General features: G+C 56.9%; 20 protein-coding genes and 4 pseudogenes. 11 read left to right on the top strand and 13 right to left on the bottom strand.

Annotated elements, in window-relative coordinates; genetic code table 11:
• A partial coding sequence (locus A6U98_RS37430) for a hypothetical protein (protein ID WP_210179347.1) occupies nucleotides 1–184 on the top strand: 184 nt, incomplete at its 5' end.
• A gap of 29 nt (nucleotides 185–213) precedes the next feature.
• Nucleotides 214–1,338 (top strand): RHE_PE00001 family protein, encoded by a 1,125-nt coding sequence (locus tag A6U98_RS12325; RefSeq protein ID WP_064650049.1) that lies wholly within the window; start codon nucleotides 214–216, stop codon nucleotides 1,336–1,338.
• A 354-nt stretch (nucleotides 1,339–1,692) separates the two neighbouring features.
• On the opposite strand, the gene A6U98_RS37150 is transcribed toward A6U98_RS12325, so the two are convergent.
• The 4 genes from A6U98_RS37150 to A6U98_RS36765 all read right to left on the bottom strand — a co-directional run bounded on the left by A6U98_RS37150 (nucleotide 1,693) and on the right by A6U98_RS36765 (nucleotide 3,765).
• Nucleotides 1,693–2,082 carry a hypothetical protein gene (locus tag A6U98_RS37150; RefSeq protein ID WP_184500013.1) on the bottom strand — a complete coding sequence of 130 codons (390 nt, stop codon included), beginning with the start codon at nucleotides 2,080–2,082 and terminating at the stop codon, nucleotides 1,693–1,695.
• A gap of 155 nt (nucleotides 2,083–2,237) precedes the next feature.
• Entirely contained in the window at nucleotides 2,238–2,777 is a 540-nt protein-coding gene (locus A6U98_RS12315; protein WP_064650046.1) for a hypothetical protein, read from the bottom strand.
• 16 nt (nucleotides 2,778–2,793) lie between these two features.
• A complete protein-coding gene (locus A6U98_RS37145; protein ID WP_064650044.1) occupies nucleotides 2,794–3,579 on the bottom strand; it encodes a hypothetical protein in 786 nt (261 codons plus the stop codon).
• Between the two features lie 27 nt (nucleotides 3,580–3,606).
• Nucleotides 3,607–3,765, bottom strand: a complete 159-nt coding sequence (locus A6U98_RS36765; RefSeq protein ID WP_156667841.1) for a hypothetical protein — start codon at nucleotides 3,763–3,765, stop codon at nucleotides 3,607–3,609.
• Between the two features lie 157 nt (nucleotides 3,766–3,922).
• Here A6U98_RS36765 and A6U98_RS12305 point away from each other — a divergent pair, with 157 nt between their 5' ends.
• Complete coding sequence (locus A6U98_RS12305; RefSeq protein ID WP_064650042.1) at nucleotides 3,923–4,570, top strand: hypothetical protein; 648 nt, start codon at nucleotides 3,923–3,925, stop codon at nucleotides 4,568–4,570.
• A 106-nt stretch (nucleotides 4,571–4,676) separates the two neighbouring features.
• Nucleotides 4,677–4,898, top strand: coding sequence for a hypothetical protein (locus A6U98_RS12300; protein ID WP_064650040.1), 222 nt, complete (start codon nucleotides 4,677–4,679; stop codon nucleotides 4,896–4,898).
• Between the two features lie 59 nt (nucleotides 4,899–4,957).
• Here the strand turns inward: A6U98_RS12300 and A6U98_RS35825 are convergent.
• The 3 genes and pseudogenes from A6U98_RS35825 to A6U98_RS37640 all read right to left on the bottom strand — a co-directional run.
• Nucleotides 4,958–5,107 (bottom strand): annotated as a pseudogene (locus tag A6U98_RS35825) (IS3 family transposase); the annotation flags it as partial.
• A 360-nt stretch (nucleotides 5,108–5,467) separates the two neighbouring features.
• Nucleotides 5,468–6,451 (bottom strand): hypothetical protein, encoded by a 984-nt coding sequence (locus A6U98_RS12295; RefSeq protein WP_064650037.1) that lies wholly within the window; start codon nucleotides 6,449–6,451, stop codon nucleotides 5,468–5,470.
• A 636-nt stretch (nucleotides 6,452–7,087) separates the two neighbouring features.
• Nucleotides 7,088–7,201 (bottom strand): annotated as a pseudogene (locus A6U98_RS37640) (helix-turn-helix domain-containing protein); the annotation flags it as partial.
• A gap of 228 nt (nucleotides 7,202–7,429) precedes the next feature.
• On the opposite strand from A6U98_RS37640, the gene A6U98_RS12290 reads away from it, so the two are divergent.
• On the top strand, nucleotides 7,430–8,431 hold the full coding sequence (locus A6U98_RS12290; protein WP_064650035.1) for an IS30 family transposase: 1,002 nt from the start codon (nucleotides 7,430–7,432) through the stop codon (nucleotides 8,429–8,431).
• A gap of 85 nt (nucleotides 8,432–8,516) precedes the next feature.
• Here A6U98_RS12290 and A6U98_RS12285 read toward each other — a convergent pair whose 3' ends face one another.
• From A6U98_RS12285 to A6U98_RS35815, 3 genes are all read right to left on the bottom strand, one after another.
• Nucleotides 8,517–8,810, bottom strand: coding sequence for a type II toxin-antitoxin system RelE/ParE family toxin (locus A6U98_RS12285; protein ID WP_017956986.1), 294 nt, complete (start codon nucleotides 8,808–8,810; stop codon nucleotides 8,517–8,519).
• Between the two features lie 2 nt (nucleotides 8,811–8,812).
• A complete protein-coding gene (locus tag A6U98_RS12280; protein ID WP_017956985.1) occupies nucleotides 8,813–9,091 on the bottom strand; it encodes a type II toxin-antitoxin system ParD family antitoxin in 279 nt (92 codons plus the stop codon).
• A gap of 316 nt (nucleotides 9,092–9,407) precedes the next feature.
• Nucleotides 9,408–9,671: a helix-turn-helix transcriptional regulator gene (locus A6U98_RS35815; RefSeq protein ID WP_082933898.1), complete on the bottom strand. Its 264-nt coding sequence runs from the start codon at nucleotides 9,669–9,671 to the stop codon at nucleotides 9,408–9,410.
• A gap of 125 nt (nucleotides 9,672–9,796) precedes the next feature.
• Between A6U98_RS35815 and A6U98_RS12275 the strand changes: the two genes are divergently transcribed.
• Nucleotides 9,797–10,687 (top strand): LysR family transcriptional regulator, encoded by an 891-nt coding sequence (locus A6U98_RS12275; protein ID WP_064650033.1) that lies wholly within the window; start codon nucleotides 9,797–9,799, stop codon nucleotides 10,685–10,687.
• 7 nt (nucleotides 10,688–10,694) lie between these two features.
• Here the strand turns inward: A6U98_RS12275 and A6U98_RS37635 are convergent.
• Nucleotides 10,695–10,824 (bottom strand): annotated as a pseudogene (locus A6U98_RS37635) (ABC transporter permease); the annotation flags it as partial.
• 79 nt (nucleotides 10,825–10,903) lie between these two features.
• Between A6U98_RS37635 and A6U98_RS12270 the strand changes: the two are divergent.
• From A6U98_RS12270 to A6U98_RS12255, 4 genes are all read left to right on the top strand, one after another.
• Nucleotides 10,904–11,293, top strand: coding sequence for a transposase (locus A6U98_RS12270; protein ID WP_064650031.1), 390 nt, complete (start codon nucleotides 10,904–10,906; stop codon nucleotides 11,291–11,293).
• Complete coding sequence (gene tnpB / locus A6U98_RS12265; RefSeq protein ID WP_064650029.1) at nucleotides 11,290–11,643, top strand: IS66 family insertion sequence element accessory protein TnpB; 354 nt, start codon at nucleotides 11,290–11,292, stop codon at nucleotides 11,641–11,643. Before A6U98_RS12270 ends, tnpB begins: the two co-directional genes overlap by 4 nt.
• Nucleotides 11,644–11,712: 69 nt before the next feature.
• Nucleotides 11,713–13,260 carry an IS66 family transposase gene (locus A6U98_RS12260; RefSeq protein WP_064650027.1) on the top strand — a complete coding sequence of 516 codons (1,548 nt, stop codon included), beginning with the start codon at nucleotides 11,713–11,715 and terminating at the stop codon, nucleotides 13,258–13,260.
• 106 nt (nucleotides 13,261–13,366) lie between these two features.
• Nucleotides 13,367–13,978: a hypothetical protein gene (locus tag A6U98_RS12255; RefSeq protein ID WP_064650026.1), complete on the top strand. Its 612-nt coding sequence runs from the start codon at nucleotides 13,367–13,369 to the stop codon at nucleotides 13,976–13,978.
• Nucleotides 13,979–14,065: 87 nt separating this feature from the next.
• Here the strand turns inward: A6U98_RS12255 and A6U98_RS37630 are convergent.
• A pseudogene (locus A6U98_RS37630) lies at nucleotides 14,066–14,241 on the bottom strand (ABC transporter permease); the annotation flags it as partial.
• A 59-nt stretch (nucleotides 14,242–14,300) separates the two neighbouring features.
• The gene (locus A6U98_RS12250; RefSeq protein WP_082933897.1) at nucleotides 14,301–15,413 is read right to left on the bottom strand and encodes a LacI family transcriptional regulator; all 1,113 of its coding nucleotides are present in this window, start codon (nucleotides 15,411–15,413) and stop codon (nucleotides 14,301–14,303) included.
• Between the two features lie 368 nt (nucleotides 15,414–15,781).
• Here A6U98_RS12250 and A6U98_RS12245 point away from each other — a divergent pair, with 368 nt between their 5' ends.
• Nucleotides 15,782–16,693 (top strand): AraC family transcriptional regulator, encoded by a 912-nt coding sequence (locus A6U98_RS12245; protein WP_064650024.1) that lies wholly within the window; start codon nucleotides 15,782–15,784, stop codon nucleotides 16,691–16,693.
• Nucleotides 16,694–16,845 lie beyond the last annotated feature (152 nt).

Below are 16,845 nucleotides of genomic sequence, written 5' to 3'. Positions count from 1 at the left end.
CTACCGTTCCACCGATCCTAGCCGAAATCTGCCAAAACGGCCGGAAACCCAGGGATTTCCGGTCATCCAGGGCGACCGACACGCTGATTTGCGCCCTGAAATCAATCTACCATCGATAACCAGTACTTATCGATGGCCAGCGGTGCGCTGGGGCATCATATCCAGTGGCGAACCGCAACGTTGAGATAGATTTCCTTTAGCAAGTCATTTACCATAAATTCAATGGCTTATGATCTCGAGAAAATCAGCATGACAGCCCTGATGCGGCCGGCTTTCGACGCCGGTGTCGGGCTCACGCGTCTGGACGAGCGCATCGCCCGTTCGCCAGTGGGGCAGGGCTTCCTCGAGCGCACCCAATTCACCGATGCCTGTGCCTCGCTCTGGATCGACGGCGAACTCGTCCACCTCGAGGACCTCGTCCTTCATGATGCCACCCGCGATATTCGCACACCCACCCATGAGCTGACAATCGCCCGCGACGTGCTGCGCACTCGCCGGCGCATCGCCGCCCAGCCGCCGGATTGGGCTCTGTCAGGCGACGGTTTGCGGACGCTTCGGCAGACGTCGGACATCAATCTGACCGGCGCTGAGGTGGAGCCGACCGGCATCATTCGGCCCGCGGTCGCAGTCGATCCGGAAGGGGAGGGGGATGATGGTGATGATGCCGAGAACCTGCCCGGCGTTGACTATGCCGCCATCGATGCGGTGCTGGCCAGTTCGGAGGCGGCCATCGCGCAAGCCAAGATGCCCGGCCGGGCTCCGGCCGATCCGCTGGTCTATGATCTCGACTGGGACGAGGATGCCCGGCTCGATGAATGGCGCGGCGTGTTGCGTCAGGCCGAACACTTGCCGGCGGTGCTGCAGGCCATCGTCGCCCTCGATGCCTGGAACGAGCTTGCCGTCCTGCAGCATGCACCCTGGCTCGGCCGGCTATTTGCCGCCTCCATCCTGCGCCAGGCCGACGTCACCACGGGCACCCATGTCGCCGCCGTCAACCTCGGTCTCAAATCCATTTCCGTCGACCGGCGCCGGCATCGCGACCGGGAAACCCGGATGCTGGCCATCGCCCACGGACTGATCGCGGCCGCGGAGATCGGGCTCAAGGAGCATGACAGGCTGGCGCTGGCGAGAACGATGATGCAGCGAAAGCTGGAAGGGCGCCGGACATCTTCAAAACTGCCGGAGCTGGTTGAGTTGGTGATGGCCAAACCGTTGGTGTCGGCAAAAATGGTGGCGAAGACGCTCGACGTTACGCCGCAGGCGGCGCGGCGGATTGTTTTGGAGCTTGGCTTGCGAGAGATGACGGGCAGGGGGAGGTTTCGGGCGTGGAGCGTTTAGGCAAAGTTGAGAAGCATTTGGCATAGTCAAAATTCAGATCGCAGCCGAGCCCCCATAACCATGTCGAAGTTCAAAAATCTCTCCGAGTATCCTACCCGTAACCAATTGAAGAACGCGCGGGATGACTTTCGGTGGATGCTAAAAACAAAGCATCCTGAACCCATTTGGCAGAAGTTTTTCGCCGCAAATCCGTTCATTCTATCCGAAGGTTTGCCATTAAGTTGATGCCGGCCCATATCATTCCGCTCGGCCGTCCGGGGAAAAGCGAGCCGGATTTCCTGATTCATCCGGGCGATGATCCGTCAGCGAGCAGTCATGGCGTCCTCGAAATCAAAACACCGCAGACTAAGATTTTCACATTGCAGCGGAAAGGCCTGATCGGGCTAACGCGGGATGCCGCAACGGCGTATAGAGCGGTTCGAAGCGCTGGTTGTCGGCCGCCGACGCGGCCGCCCGAAAGGCCGGTGTGCATGTCGGCATGCCGGCGGCGAAAGCACAGGCGCTGTTTCGCGGCCTAATGCTGGTCGATGCGGATCTTGCGGCGGATGCCATGGCGCCGTTGAAACTCTCGTCGGAAGGAGATCCACCAATCACGCGCGAGGAATAATGAGACGCGGGAAAAGGTTTGCCGGTGGAATCCAACTCATTCAGTTTTACCGCGAGGACATCCTCAACCGAGTCCGTAGAGCTACAGGCGGCAAGCAACAGCAAGCCGAGCAGACAAACAGGCACCACAGATTTCATGGAAAGACTCGCGCATTTCTTGTACCGCAAATAATACGTTACTGATTGTCAGAGTGCATCCCGCACGTCCCAAATGTTTGCAATTTCCACAATTTTTAGTCGATATTTATAATGGAAATAGAGATCCCTGCAGCTCACTCTTTGCCAAAGAACGGCTAGGGTCTCTTGAATGAATATTTTACAGCTTCAACCAACTCACGCTCGTCATTCAACAAGACAACCTGTACTTTCATAAACCTATTTTCGAATATCTTCGTTCTCTTGGTCATTTTTCCTGTCAAACTGACTAGAAAATTGTAGAAATCCTTGAGCTCCTTCGAAGGTTCGACATGTTTCCCGTTTCTATCAATATAAAAGCTTTGGTAAGCAATCGACAGTCTAAATATAATCCTCTCTTTAAAGATAAGTGGAAGCGTCAGAATCTTGATGTGACCGTCACCTGCAAACTGATCTACAAAATAGCCTCCTCGATTCGCAGCATTATTGGAAGTGACCCGAAACGTAAAATCTTCATTAGAGAAAACGGAATTTTTAACGAACAATTGTACCATACGGTTCATGACGTTATGCCGTATTTCATCAAAGTTCGGAATAACTTTGCTCTCACCGTCTACAGCAACCTGACATCCAGCAAAAATCAAAGCCATGAGTTCGTTTAAGCGTTCTTCTGTAACAACCAACTGTGTCTCAGCCATTCAGGTATCCAGTTAATTAGTTAGTGACGCGAATTTTTTTGCTGCGTTTCGTATTCGCGACCGCTGTTGTCACTTTTTCCTTCGCCCTCGCCTTTTCCCACACCAAAAGTTTCATTTTTGATGCCAAGGCGATCATACTCCGCTTCGCGATTTCTGTTCCTTTTCCATTGGGGTTTCTCTCGGCTTCTTTCACGGAAATGGTTGCACCAGATTCGTCTTGAATTTGAACATCGGGACGGCGATTTGATCCATCAGCACTGATTTTTCCCTCAACAACGACGGTTTGCCCCGGTAACGCTTCTTCCTGGGCTTGCTCCGCTAGCTCCTTGACTTTTTGTTGGTGATCCTCCCTACCCTTCGCTCCATTGGGATTAGGCGGTGATTTCGTTTTGCTGCCCGAGTCTTCCGCCTCCACCTTTGCAATGCCGAATAAGCGATCGCTTAACCCACTAAAGCTGTCGGTGATTGCGGCCCCGAGACCATCGCCAACCGAACCATTCAACTTGCCGTCGTCTGCGGCATCAGCATAGGTATAGGAAAGTGCTGCTACCGCCAGCGTCGCGAGCCCGACCCCTATTGCGTCATCAACAATGGCTACATGGCCATTAGCGTCACTTTTGTTAATTGGATCGTTCTTGGCATAGGCATAACGATTGGTACCAACGCCCTTTTTGGTAGGGTTCCAGTCGTCCAGTGAAATAAACCGCGCATTTGCCCCCGATCCGAACGATACCGACAGCATGCTGCAAACAAGCATCAGACTGAGAGCCCGGATCAGAAATCCACCGGAAAAAAATCTCATGAATAAGCCCCCGCTTAAATCTATTCGTTATCGAACTTGGCCGTCGTCCGGCCGCCAACCCAGGGCCTCGGCCTTGGCAAAGGCTTCGCCGTTCAGCCGGTACCATTTGTCGGCCACGGCGCCGGCGATAAGGTCACCACCCGCACGGTCATCGACGGCCTGGCGAGCTCGGCTGCCGTCGAGCATGGGCCGACGGGCAAGACCACGGCGATGAGCTATATGCCGACCACCCTCGTCGTCGGCAAGAGGACCTTGCCCTGGCTTTATAACGACGCCGATCTGCTTTCGAGGAATCCCAGGGCTGATCGACTCGACCAGCTACGAGGTCGACGGCCAGACGAGTGTGATCAAGTATCTGAATGGCGTGACGACCACCTTCACCTATTCGCCCACGCGGCGCTGGCTGGACCGGGTGACGACGGCGAAGGGAACGACGGTGCTGATGGACAATCAGTACACTCGCGACCGGCTCGGCCGGATCACGAAGATCGTCGGGCCCGATGAGATGCCAACCGACAGCTGGGAATATAGCTATGACGATCTCTCTCGCCTGACCAAAGCCGACAATGCCGGCGACAACACGCTCGACGAAGCCTACAGCTACGACACCAATCACAATCTTCTCTCGCGCAGCCGGATCGGCGCCTCGGGATTGGGCCTGATAGGATCGGGTGCCATCAAAGGCGGTGCCGCAGGGGGGGCGTCCTTGCCAACATGGGGGATGGGCCGGTGTTTGGGGGCCGCCTATATCCGCCCGAGAGATTGCAGAGCCTGGTTGGGTATCTGGAGCGGCGAAACGTCTCTGTCTTTGGAACAGAAGGTAATCCCGGATTCATGGCAAGGGCCAATGGCTCTGGGCAGTTGCTGCTCCCGGAAAATCCAACCGTCTTGCAGGTCAAGCTTGAACTTTCGCATTATCTCGACTTTAAAAAGATGGGCTTCGAGGCATATAGAGATATGGGCTGACTCGGCCGAGAGGCTTCAGTGCTAGAGCGGCTTCAAGCTAACAGATCTTGGTCTGCGTACACGGACGCAGAGCGTCGATTCTCGATCGACTATGTGAACAGATTGAGGGGACAATAGGAAAAATGTATGTAATGTCCGAGAATCAAGCAATCTCCGCAGCGAAAGCTTTCGCGATCGAACGAGGACTTCGCTTTGAAGAGCCCATCTCCGCTCAACACCTTGATGACGGGAGGTATCGAGTGACACTAGCTGTTGAAGGCGCATCTGACCCAAATGCTGTGATTGACCCACCGGAATTTATTGTTCACGTTGACCTTGAGCAAAATGAAGTCCGGCTAATGCCGGCTATGTAGTTGCCGCCGAGAGTGCAGTGGCAGCGCCGAGTTTTGTAGACACCGTCGGGTTACGGCTTCTACTTCCGTTCAAACCCGACCGGCGACAGCATCCCATTTCCGACATGCTTGCGCTTCGGATTATAGAACATCTCGATGTAATCGAACACGTTCTTGCGGACTTCGTCGCGGGACCGGTAGACCTCCCACGGTATCCGTTCCCGCTTCATCGGAACGGCAGGCTCAGTTTTCATTTTTACTGACGGCGCGAGAGAGGGGCCGCGGTCCTTTCGGGTGTCGCAGAGATCCAGTCGTTGACATAACGGGATACGGCGTCTCTCGAGAGGCCAATCTGAATCGTCGAGGTGTTCGGGATGCGTCGCAGCCTCCAATCTCGTTCCGGATCCCACTGAGATCCGGACATCGGCAGCGGTGGCAGGTGGGGTCCATAGCGGCGGAAGTCGTAAATTGTGACCCGGAAGTTTGTCGGTCTCCCGAGGGCACGCGGAACGTTGCTATGGCCACCTTCATGCGCCTTGAGTAGCTTTGCCACTTGCGGAAACGTGAAGGTGGCCACGGTCTTCTGATCCTTACTTGCTGACGCCCTTCGTTCCCGAGAGCGACAGGTTGCCGCTGACGGTCACGCCGGAGTTTGTCGTGATGTTCAGCGCATACTCACCGTTCGCCGGCCGCAGGATGTTCCCAGTGACGAAGATGTTGACCGGGATCGAGGTGGTGCCGTTCATGCCGACCAATATGGCTGCATTGTCGTGCCCACCCCAGTTTCCACCGTAGTTGCCGAACGACACGTTGTTTCCGGAGACAATGATGTTATCGACATTGCTATCACCGGCCGCCGAGCTGTCCGCGACGACGATGCCGGCGAAACCATAGTTGGTGGTGGTGTTGTCGTTGACCGAGACGAAGCTGGCGCCGTGGACGTTTTTGATGCCGAAGTTATAGGTGTTCATCACCACGTTATCGTTGATGACCGCGTGGATGCTAAAATTGTCGACGCCCTCGGCGCAGGTGTCGAGGTGGTTCCCCGTGATCGATGTATTATAGGTTGTCACGCGGGGGGTGTTGATGCAGTCGGTCTGGTAGCCATAAACAGCCAGGAAGGCCGCACCGACCAGCATGTTGCGGATCGTGTTGTCGCGAATGATGACGTGGTACGACGACACGTTGTTCCAGATGTCGTTATCGACTTCGATATCGGTGATCTGAGGCACCGAAGAGACAGCCCATCCAGTGGTGTTGTCGACAAAGTCGTGGATGTAGTTTTCCGCCACCTCGCAACCGAGCACGCAGCTTTGGATACGGACACCGATACCGAGCGGGAAGCCCTGGATTTCGTTGCCGATCACCTTGGCCTGTGTCGCGTTCTGCACCACCACCGCACTCAGGGATCGGCCCTGCTGGACCTCCGACACGACGCGGATGCCCTTGATGACGGGATGGACGAGTGGGGTCCACGGCGCCGCCAAGAGGCCATGAGCATAGATGCCGACGGTGTGTGTGCCGTATCGGTCGCTAAAGGCGAGCGAGGTGTTGTTGAAGTTGGCCGCAGCCATGTAGAGGCCGCCGCTGCCGTCACCGACTAAACCGGAATCATTGCGGGTGATGACAAGCGATTGCGTGATCTTGCAGAGCTTGCCGTGTGGGATGTTGAAGATGTTGCCAGCATCGAGAATGGTCTGGATGGCGGCGGTGTCGTCGGTTGTCGGAAGCGTGGTTGCGGTGCCGTCACAAACTGTAAAGGGTGAGTAGCGGCTCGGTGCTTAGTCCGCGCATTTCCTAATCGGATCGCAGATAAAGTGTTCCTGTTGTAAAGCCCTGAGGCCGCTCAGGCGCCCGATCGCCGTCCTCAAGGAGGTCAACCAAGTTTGGCTTTGGCGCGGCAGATTGTGGCTGCCAGCCGCTAATAAGCTACTCGCGACTTGGAGGTCAACATCGACTTTAAGCGACAGATGTCGATGACGCCAAAAAGGCATGCCGCGTTATTCGTGAAAATGAAGTTTCAACAGCTTTGCTTCGCCGCGCCGCGACGGCGAACTTCTCTCGGGCGATAGAAACCAACAGTCGAAGGTCATGATTGCTGGGTGGAGTTCTGGACGGGGCCGGTATACCGCCTTCGCCGATATAGCTCAAGAACGTGTGCGACTGGTAGGGTTTCGTCTGGCGCACTTGATAAACCAAGCGCCCCGGCGATAGTAGCCGCTTAGATCCGGCATCTGCGGATCCTCAAAAGCATTCCGCTTGAGCTCACGGGAAATCGTCGAACGATGCCGGCCGAGGTTCTCGGCGATGACGGTGGCACTCAGCCCGGTCGCTCACCACCGAGCAATCCTGCGGGTGAGATCCATTGCGTGTTCTTTGCGAGTAATGACCCGTTGGTATTATTCACAGTCGCAATTCATCCTTGAACCTCCCATCAGAACTGGGCAAGTTCCATAAATCTGCTTACGCCTGACACACGTGCCATCCGGTACATTCTATTTCCAAGTGCGACATGCCAGTAATTTCAATGGCTTCACTTCGGAGATTTTGGCATGTCCAGATGCTATACGCAAATCACCCTCGCCGACCGGCGACGCCTACATCAACTGGTGGCGGCAAAAGTTGCCGTCAACGAGATGGCCCGTCAGCTTGGCCGTCACCGCTCGACGATTTACCGCGAGATCAAGCGCAATACGTTTCGTGATCGCGAACTGCCGGACTACGACGGCTACTACAGCACGGTTGCTCACGATATCTCCAAGGAGCGGCGACGCCGGCTGAGAAAGCTGCGGCGCCACCCGAATTTACGCTCGGAGATCATCAACCAGTTGGAGGCACGCTGGTCTCCAGAGCAGATCGCCGGGCGGCTGTTGTCGGAGAGGCTCAGTCTTGTTCGCGTCTGCAAAGAGACAATCTATCGCTTCATCTACAGCAAGGAAGATTATGGGCTAGGCCTCTATCAGTATCTACCGGAAGCGCGCCGCAAACGTCGTCCACTGCGCTCCAGGAAGCCGCGCGACGGTGCGTTCCCAGCCACGCATCGCATATCCCAACGTCCTGATTTTATTGGAGATAGATCACGGTTTGGGCATTGGGAGGGCGACCTCCTCATCTTTGAACGCCCACTCGGACATGCCAATGTCACGTCCCTCGTGGAGCGCCGAAGCCGCTATACGGTTCTCATCAAGAATCCGAGCCGGCACTCACGCCCGATCATGGACAAGATCATCAGAGCGTTTTCTCCTTTATCGGCGTTAGCGCGTCAAAGCTTCACATTTGATCGCGGTACCGAGTTTGCCGGATCCAGGGCTTTGGAAGAAGGGATCGGTGCGCGTAGCTGGTTCTGCGACCCGAGTGCACCGTGGCAAAAAGGGACAGTCGAGAATACCAACAAGCGCATTCGCCGTTTCATGCCAGGCGCTACGGATCTGGCAGCCGTGTCACAACACGACCTGATCCAACTCGCACGTCATCTCAACGACCAACCCCGTAAATGCCTCGGCTACAAGACACCAGCCGAGGTGTTCATGGCGCATTTGCAGGATGAGGCGTGATCCCCTACCCTGCAAAATGGGCATGATGCACTTGGGTTAGCTTCTCCATCCGGGGTCTCTATGAAGGGTCCCGTTAGCCCGCCGCTTATGTAATATCTTTGGAGGATATCTTTCGGCGCCCGTGCAGGACGCGGACGATTTCAATGGCACTGCCACTGAGCCGATAAAGAGTCAGATACTCACCTGAGATGAGATGCCGAATGCCAGGCGCGATATCGTCGCGCGCAACTCCCGAGTAGGGGTGTCGGGCGAGATTGTCCCAGCGTGCTTCAATCGCGTCAAGAACACGGTCAGCTGCAGATATGTTGCCAACGGCTATGTAGGACCATATCTCGATCAGGTCCTCGTCCGCACGATTGGTTCGGATAACTGGAAGCATGGTTAGAGTTCATGTCGTGAAGATTTTAATCGTTCGCGCGCTGCAGCTTTTACTTCTGCCATTGTCGTGCGCGAACTTGGGCCGCTTTCGATGCCCTCCTGCACGAGCGCTCGCAGATCCTCGACGGTGTAGCCGAGCAAATCACGTCGCTCCTTCCACTCGCGGACGGCATCACGGATGGCTTCACTCGTCGATGCATATTCGCCAGCATCGACCGCGCTTCGCACAAAGCCCGCCATTTCGGATGTCAGTGCAATCGTGATTTTCTCGACCGTCGCCATAGTTTCCAGCCTCCGATTTAGCGCGGAAGGGTATGCGATTAGCGTACCGTACGCAAGTGATGACTATTGCATTCGGAGCAGCACACAACACAGGCAACCGATTGATTATCCATTCCGTCCAAGCCAGCCCAACAGTGGTCGTAAGTTCGAATCTATTCAAGGCGTGGGATGAGAAGACATTTGGGTGGAGAGCCCTCACGCGCGAGTTCAACCACGACGCTTCGTGGCATAGCGATTTCCTACCGCGAGCGTCTGACCGTTCTGCGAAAATCAGTAACACTGAACGACGGCGCTACGAGGCGCCTTGCACCAGAGATCAAGACTTCGGCTTTCGTCCCGCCCTCATTGGTTCTGGCGTCCCCGCGGACGGTGACGGTTCAGAGAAAAAGGTAGAAATGTCAACGGATAGCGCAACAGCGAGGCGATCCATAAGATCAATGGAGGCGTTGTGCTTACCTCTCTCCAAATCGCTAATGACGGTTCGATCCACCTGCGCGTCCACAGCGAGATTCTCCTGTGTGACTTTCTGGGAGACCCTGAGATTTCGCAGGTTCCAGGCTATGCGTGCGCGAGTGTCCATATGTTATGGCCACCATCTTGCATTGCATTAATCCATCGGATATATCCGACATATTATCATTGTGCTCTAGCTTGGTCTTTGAAACGATACGGCGAGGGCGCAGGGCTTGAAGAGGAGACGCGAAAATGGAACTACGCCAGCTCTCCTATTTCGTCGCGGTGGCCGAGGAACTGCATTTCGGCCGGGCGGCCGCCAAGGTGCGCATCGCCCAGCCGGCGTTGTCCAACCATGTGCAGGCGCTGGAGCGCGAGCTCGGCTGCGCGCTGTTCATCCGCTCGACCCGGCGGGTGGAACTGACGCGGGCAGGGGAGATCTTCCACGAGCGCTGCGTCGGGATCCTGAGCGAAGTCGATCTTTCTGCCGAGATCACCAGGGCGGTGGCCGGCAGGACCATCCGCCAGATCAGGATCGGCACCGTCTATCCGGCGACCACCGGCGTGCTGCCGGCGTTTCTTGCGAAGATCGCCCGCAAATACCCGGATATCCGCATCCATATATCAAGCGGCAATACCGGCGACATCATTCGCGGCCTGGAGAACGGCCAGATCAATCTCGGCTTCATCCGGCCGGTGGAAAACATTGGCTCCTTGCGCTTCTCCTCGATCGCCCATGAGCGTTATCTCCTGGCGGTCGCCAGAACCAACCGCTTGGCGGAGCAGGCGGAGATCGCCATCGACGATCTGCGCGGGGAGAAGATCATCGCTTTCAATCGCAAGAACCTCTCCTACACCGAGCGGTACTTCAACGAGAAGTTCGAGGAATATGATCTGACCGGCAATATCGCCTATAGCTGCGACGACACCTATTCGCTGGTGTCGCTGGTCTCGGCAGGCCTTGGCATCGGCTTCGCGCCAGAATGGACCGAGGGCCTGCCGAACCGGGCCTTCGAGCTGAAGGCGGTCAGAGGCATCGACTTCCGGATCGGGCTCGGTGTTGCCTGGAACAAGGAGGACCCGACCGCCTCGCGCGACGACATCGTCGATATCGCACGGTCACTGGCTCGGCCGGGCAGGTGAGGCAAGCGCGCAGAATGGCGTTCAGACCCATAATGAACGGATCGAAGCCTCGCCGCGCTGCGGCTGAGTCCGAGCCAGACACCGGCGGCGACACCAAGACCCGTGCCGATGATATAACCGAGCACTGTTTCCGGTAACCGATGTTCTGCCCCCACATTGCCGCTGTCGCCTGATCTGTGATCGAGTTTCCATGGACGAGCAACAAGGAGTTTCTCCATGGACACTACATTGGAGGTTCTCACAGCACGGCGGAGTCGACGTGAGGCTCACCGTCAATGGCCGGACGATGTCAAGGCACAGATCGTTTCGGAGAGCTTGCGTCCGGGCGTGACGGTAAACGAAGTCGCGGAACGTCACGGGATGAAGGCCAACCACCTGTCGTCCTGGCGAACACTGGCGCGGCAGGGCAAGCTGGTCTTGCCCGAGCCGGAAGACGCAGTCGAATTCGCGGCCATGGTTGTCGAGATGCCCGCAACGAAGCCGCCGACTGCCAAAGCAGTCTCCCGCGCTGAGATTGTCGTCGGCCCTGTCACCATCCGTCTTGAGGAAGGTGCGTCTGCTGCCCGGATTGCGGCCATCGCGCGTGCCCTGGCAGCGGCGACATGATCTTTCCATCGAATCGCGTTCGGATAATGGTAGCGACCAAACCAGTCGACTTCCGCAAGGGGCATGACGGACTGGCGGCGCTTGTGAAGAATGAGCTGCACAAGGACCCGTTCACCGGAACAGTTTTCGTGTTCCGATCTCGCAAAGCGGACCGGTTGAAGCTGATCTACTGGGACGGCTCCGGTATCGTCATGGCCTACAAGAGGCTGGAAGAGCACACCTTTACCTGGCCCGGTATCAAGGATGGACTGATGACGCTGACCCACACCCAGTTCGAAGCCCTGTTTGCGGGGCTTGATTGGCGTCGAGTTCATGCCGTCCAGACGAGAACGCCGGAGACCGTCGAATAGCTGCGGCACGATGACTCAGCACGGCAAATTCCAAAGGCAAATCGGCGCGGGATTTGATAGGTTCCGGCCATGCTTGATACCGCCGACCTTCCCGATGATGTTGCTGCCCTGAAGGCGATGCTGATTGCCGCACAGGCACGGGAGGCAGGCAAGGATGCCCAGATTGCCCGCAAGGATGAGCGGATCGAACGGCTTGAGAAGCTGGTCGCGTCCTTCAAGCAGGCAGCCTTCGGGCGCAAGTCCGAGAAGACCGATCCCGACCAGTTCGATCTGGCACTGGAAGACCTGGAAACGGCCATGGCCGCGATCCATGCCGAGGATGAGGCGGATGCTCCTGCTGGGAACAGGATTACCAAGTCACGCGCGATCAATCGCGGCTCTCTTCCAAAGCATCTTCCCCGTGTCGAAGAGGTGATCGAGCCGGAAAGCCTGACGTGCGGCTGCGGCGGTTGCCTGCATTGCATTGGCGAGGATGTCTCCGAGCGGCTTGATGTGGTCCCGGCGCAGTTCCGCGTCATCGTCACCCGCCGTCCCAAATATGCGTGCCGGGCCTGCACTGATGGCGTCGTTCAGGCCCCAGCTCCGGCTCGCCTGATCCAGGCAGGCCTACCGACGGAAGCGACCATCGCCCATGTGCTGGTCTCCAAATATGCCGATCACCTTCCGCCTTATCGGCAGGCCCAGATCATGAGCCGCCAGGGCGTTGATCTCGACCGCTCCACACTTGCCGATTGGGTCGGCCGGGCAGCCTATGAACTGCGTCCGGTCTTCGATGCGCTGATTGCCGATCTGAAGGGCTCGACCAAGCTGTTCATGGACGAGACCCGTGCCCCGGTTCTCGATCCCGGTTCTCGCAAGACGAAGACTGGATACTTCTGGGCGCTGGCGCGGGATGATCGCCCTTGGGGCGGCAGCGGTCCGCCAGGCGTCGCCTTTACCTACGCTCCAGGTCGCGGGGGCTCTCATGCCGAATGGATATTGCAGGGCTTCTCCGGAATCCTGCAGGTGGATGGCTATGCCGGATACAACAGGCTGATCGCGGCTGACCGTGTCGGATCAGACATTCGACTTGCCTATTGTTGGGCGCATGCACGGCGTAAGCTGGTCGAGATCACGCGCAATGGTGCAGCGCCAATTGCCGAGGAGGGCGTGAGGCGGATCGGTGAACTATATCGCATCGAAGCCGAATTGCGTGGCCTTGATCCGCAGGCTCGTCTTGCTGGACGGCAAGAGCGGTCAGCGCCAATGGTCGCCGACATGAAGGTCTGGCTTGTCCATCACCGTGCCCGTGTCGCCACGAAGTCCCCGCTCGGCGAAGCTTTGGCCTACATCGCCAAATACTGGGATGGCCTGAAGCTCTTCCTGACCGACGGCCGCATCGAGATCGACAACAACAGTGTTGAGCGAACCATTCGGCCAATAGCCTTGAACAGGAAGAATGCTCTCTTTGCCGGGCACGACGCTGGAGCTGAGAACTGGGCGATCATCGCCTCCATTATCGAGACATGCAAGCTCAACGCTGTTGATCCGTATGCCTATCTAACAAGTACGCTCTCGGCCATCGTCAACGGTCACAAACAGAGCAAGATCAATGAACTCTTACCTTGGCATGCATAACGACTCCCACCTATGATGCAATCAGCCAATTGCGGATTGCTTTATTATCACAAATATCTATCGCCAGATTTCAAAAGGGACTTCTCCGGCTTTTTAAGGCGTGAATATGATTATCTATGCGACCAAAAATGACGCCGATTTAATCCGAACCTGGATCAACGACGAGCCACATATCGCGTGGATCGTCAAAATTTCAGAACAGGACCGCATCTGCCAGTGGAAGGCAGTCGATGCCATTGACGTGCTGGAAGAGCAGATATACGCGCTTTGGCATGTCAAAAGCGGGGCGCTCAACATTCCGTCTGGTGACCGCAATATTCCTGATGAGATCGTCGCCGATCCATTCGCGGGTTGGTTCCAGACGATGCAGCACAGTGGCCAAACGTCGCCATGGTTTGGTGGCAATTTGCCGGGACCTTATACATTCAGCTTCGCTGAGGCTGGTCAGGAAGCACCAGGAAGTCTCGCCAGATCGGAATTCAACTGGCTTGAAGATCGTTACAAGTCCATTGGAAAGCCTGCACACCCTGATGCCAAGCGTTGGTGGAAAAAATTGCGCCGCTTTCTCGACAAGTCCTCAGTACAAGTGCCATGGACGATTAGCACAAACCGGAAGCGGGTAATTATGGCCCACGTCTTTCCTGAAGCTAAGCTTCAAATCGAAACCGGGCGGCATCGCGACTTGAATGCCCCCTTAGGACGGCGATCAGACAATTAGCGCTCCGTTCGATACATATTTGCCGCGTCTTCTACCCCCAGACATTTCATCCAAAGTTTATTTTCTAGGTGAGACTGGCACAACGCTTACAGTTTCCGTCATGGTTATCGAGACATGTTTGTAAAAGCCTGGGTCAACGATCCAGCTGACGATGTGGTTGAAGATATCGAGGGGGGCGAAAAATAGAAGACGTCGAGCTGCCAGCCGCCGAAAGTAAAAACCAGCATACCGAGCTCGATAATGCGTTCAGTCACGACGTTCATCGCTCTTCTCCGCTTCGCCACGCAGGCAAGCCCAGATATTGCGATAGAGATCCAGACGATCATTCGTCTCGGTCGGTCGTAGACTGTAGCGAGACCTTCGTCGGAACGACGAGCGTCTGCAGCTCCGAAATGGGCTTGCCCTCGATCGACCCAACCAGCGCCGTCGCCAAATCTCGGCCCGTTTTTCGTACGTCCTCATGGACAACGTAGAACTCGTCGCCGAAGATTGGAAGGTTTGCGAACAACTGCTTGGTGACGATGTCGACGTCGCGCCCGATGATGGCGCCGACATCCTTAAGGCCGGCCTGTATTGCCAAAATGGCGCCGCCCGTGCCGCTGACCCCGCCGGAACTACTGATCAACCCGTCCGGCGCCGGGCTTTGCTGCATGAGTTTTCTGACGGCGAGCCTGATCTGCTGGATCGAGCTGTCGTTTGAGATGCCCTGAATCGGCACCTCCTCTAGCCCGTGCTCAACCATCGCCGCCTCGAAGCCATGCCTCGTGTGGTCGTGAAAGCTCAGGCCTGCGGGCGGCGCCAGCAGCGACAGACGTTTGCGACCAAGGTTGGCAAGGCACTCTACCGATATTCTGGCAAAAGCTTCGTTGTCGAAATCGACATAGGGATGTTCGACACCCATTTGCGTCCGGCCATGGGTCACGAAGTGCATGCCCTGCTCGATCATGTACCTGACCCTTGGGTCCGCCGGCTGGATTCGAGAAATGATGATCCCGTCGACGGCTTCGCTCTCGACCAGGTGCCTGATTGGCGCGACCGGATCGCTGTGCTTGGGATAGGGCATGACGATGAGATTATAGGGCGTGCCCTCGAGACCCTCGGTAATGCCGAAAATGATCTGCGACAGGAAGCTGCCAATTTGCTCTTCGGTATCCAGGACAAGGCTGAGTACGTTCGTTTTTCCGGTCCGCAGCCGCAGACCCGCCCGGCTTGGATGGTAGCAAAGTTCGCGCGCCATATCCTGAACGGCTTTTCGAGTCGCGGCAGCGATTTTGACATCGTCACGAATGGCACGAGAGACAGTCGTGACGCCCAAACCCAATGCAGTCGCGATGGTTTTCAGCGTCGGTTTCTTGCGGGATTCCAATCGATGCGCCCTGATTCCGGTCTGCTTCGTCTCGACGAGTCCATTCACTTTACTGTCGTTCCGGGTCATTTCCAACGGGCTTGGACAGATTTTCCCACCGGATCACGCCTGTGCACCGAGCCAGTCGCCGGACGACTCACTCTTACATCTGGTCATCTAAGCGATTGGACAACAACTTTGACAAATCGCAGTTGCAACGATACATAATTAATATGAAACGATGTAACTCGAAAATTATCGCTTATCTCGACGACCGCAATCCTCCGGTTCGCGGGTCGGACGGGCGGTCCGAGCGGCTATTGGGTCAAGATTATGAAGACGAAGCCGTCCGCCCAATGGCGGCACAACCAGCGTGTTGGCAAGGATCAGGGCTCTCCGCGGCGCAGCGTGCGGACTCTCGATAAGCAAAATGCCGCCGTCCGAGAGGAGATACAGCAATGAGCATGGCCGCCTATTCGTCCTATACGCAATGGTACTGCGAAGGCCACCTCGCATCCTATGTGCGCACGATGAAATCGTCCGGCGGTATGCTCAATCTGTTGGAAGGCGCGCCACCGGCCGGAGACATGTCCGACCCACCTGTGCCTGACCTCGTGCTGCACTACGACATGATGGGCGGCTTTGGCGTTACAGCCGACCTTGGCTCAGGGCGTTTCAGTGCGACAAGCCGACCGGGCAACTTTTTGCTGGCCGCGCCAAACTTCGCGAACTCGATCAGCATCGACAACCACCACCATATCCGCACCATAGCCTTTCCGATTGGGTACTGGACGCGCCTTCTTGAAAACACCCTGGATCGTGTTTCCTCCCTCGATTTCGGAGCATTGCATCGCGGGCCGTTCACGTCGACTATAATCCAGTCCGCACAGCGCAATCTTTGGCGCCTTTGTGACGAGGAGGGCGCGCCGTCGCGGCTTCTGGCGCAAGCCGCCGGTTGCGAGATCCTGGCCGAGCTTTGTCGTCTGGTCGGCTCACCATTCACATCGGCGCGGGGAGGCCTTGCCCCATGGGCCCAGCGGCGCTGCCTGGAGCTCATGCGGGAGCGGCTTTCGGAGGACATCAGCCTCGACGAACTGGCGGCCGAGGTTCGGCTGTCTCCGTTCCATTTCGCACGCATGTTCAAGCAAAGCGTCGGCGTGCCGCCCCGGGTCCATCTGACGCGGCTGCGAGTGGAAAAAGCCTGCGACCTCCTTGAGACGACTGACCTTCAGGTCACCGAGATCGCGCAGGAGGTGGGATACTCGTCGAACCAGGTCCTCGCACGGGTCTTCCTCAAGCACTTGCACATGAGTCCGTCCGACTATCGTCGGGCGGTGCGTCACCCGGTGCGTTCGATCGTGCTGCAGTGAATTCCAATGGCGCGAATTAAGGAGAAGGCTTGCCAGGGAACTACCGCCCCAGGGCCGCCAGCCATCCGGTAAGCAGGACGGTGCCGGCTTGTTCAAACCTGCGGGCATGTCGCCCGGCATTGCGGCGCAGCTTTGCTGGGGGCGATTCCAGC

Origin of the sequence: Rhizobium sp. WYCCWR10014 (genome assembly GCF_001657485.1) — a bacterium.
In the GTDB taxonomy this organism is placed as follows: Bacteria; Pseudomonadota; Alphaproteobacteria; order Rhizobiales; family Rhizobiaceae; genus Rhizobium.
The sequence above is the reverse complement of the archived record's forward strand: the minus strand, read 5'-3'. Positions and strand labels throughout refer to the sequence as shown.

Coding starts and splice junctions, on each gene's coding strand:
- A6U98_RS37150 (WP_184500013.1), bottom strand. CDS start 2,082: ATGAAATCTGTGGTGCCTGTTTGTCTGCTCGGCTTGCTGTTGCTTGCC.
- A6U98_RS12315 (WP_064650046.1), bottom strand. CDS start 2,777: ATGGCTGAGACACAGTTGGTTGTTACAGAAGAACGCTTAAACGAACTC.
- A6U98_RS37145 (WP_064650044.1), bottom strand. CDS start 3,579: ATGAGATTTTTTTCCGGTGGATTTCTGATCCGGGCTCTCAGTCTGATG.
- A6U98_RS36765 (WP_156667841.1), bottom strand. CDS start 3,765: ATGCTCGACGGCAGCCGAGCTCGCCAGGCCGTCGATGACCGTGCGGGT.
- A6U98_RS12300 (WP_064650040.1), top strand. CDS start 4,677: ATGTCCGAGAATCAAGCAATCTCCGCAGCGAAAGCTTTCGCGATCGAA.
- A6U98_RS12295 (WP_064650037.1), bottom strand. CDS start 6,451: ATGGCTGCGGCCAACTTCAACAACACCTCGCTCGCCTTTAGCGACCGA.
- A6U98_RS12290 (WP_064650035.1), top strand. CDS start 7,430: ATGTCCAGATGCTATACGCAAATCACCCTCGCCGACCGGCGACGCCTA.
- A6U98_RS12285 (WP_017956986.1), bottom strand. CDS start 8,810: ATGCTTCCAGTTATCCGAACCAATCGTGCGGACGAGGACCTGATCGAG.
- A6U98_RS12280 (WP_017956985.1), bottom strand. CDS start 9,091: ATGGCGACGGTCGAGAAAATCACGATTGCACTGACATCCGAAATGGCG.
- A6U98_RS35815 (WP_082933898.1), bottom strand. CDS start 9,671: ATGGACACTCGCGCACGCATAGCCTGGAACCTGCGAAATCTCAGGGTC.
- A6U98_RS12275 (WP_064650033.1), top strand. CDS start 9,797: ATGGAACTACGCCAGCTCTCCTATTTCGTCGCGGTGGCCGAGGAACTG.
- A6U98_RS12270 (WP_064650031.1), top strand. CDS start 10,904: ATGGACACTACATTGGAGGTTCTCACAGCACGGCGGAGTCGACGTGAG.
- tnpB (WP_064650029.1), top strand. CDS start 11,290: ATGATCTTTCCATCGAATCGCGTTCGGATAATGGTAGCGACCAAACCA.
- A6U98_RS12260 (WP_064650027.1), top strand. CDS start 11,713: ATGCTTGATACCGCCGACCTTCCCGATGATGTTGCTGCCCTGAAGGCG.
- A6U98_RS12255 (WP_064650026.1), top strand. CDS start 13,367: ATGATTATCTATGCGACCAAAAATGACGCCGATTTAATCCGAACCTGG.
- A6U98_RS12250 (WP_082933897.1), bottom strand. CDS start 15,413: ATGACCCGGAACGACAGTAAAGTGAATGGACTCGTCGAGACGAAGCAG.
- A6U98_RS12245 (WP_064650024.1), top strand. CDS start 15,782: ATGAGCATGGCCGCCTATTCGTCCTATACGCAATGGTACTGCGAAGGC.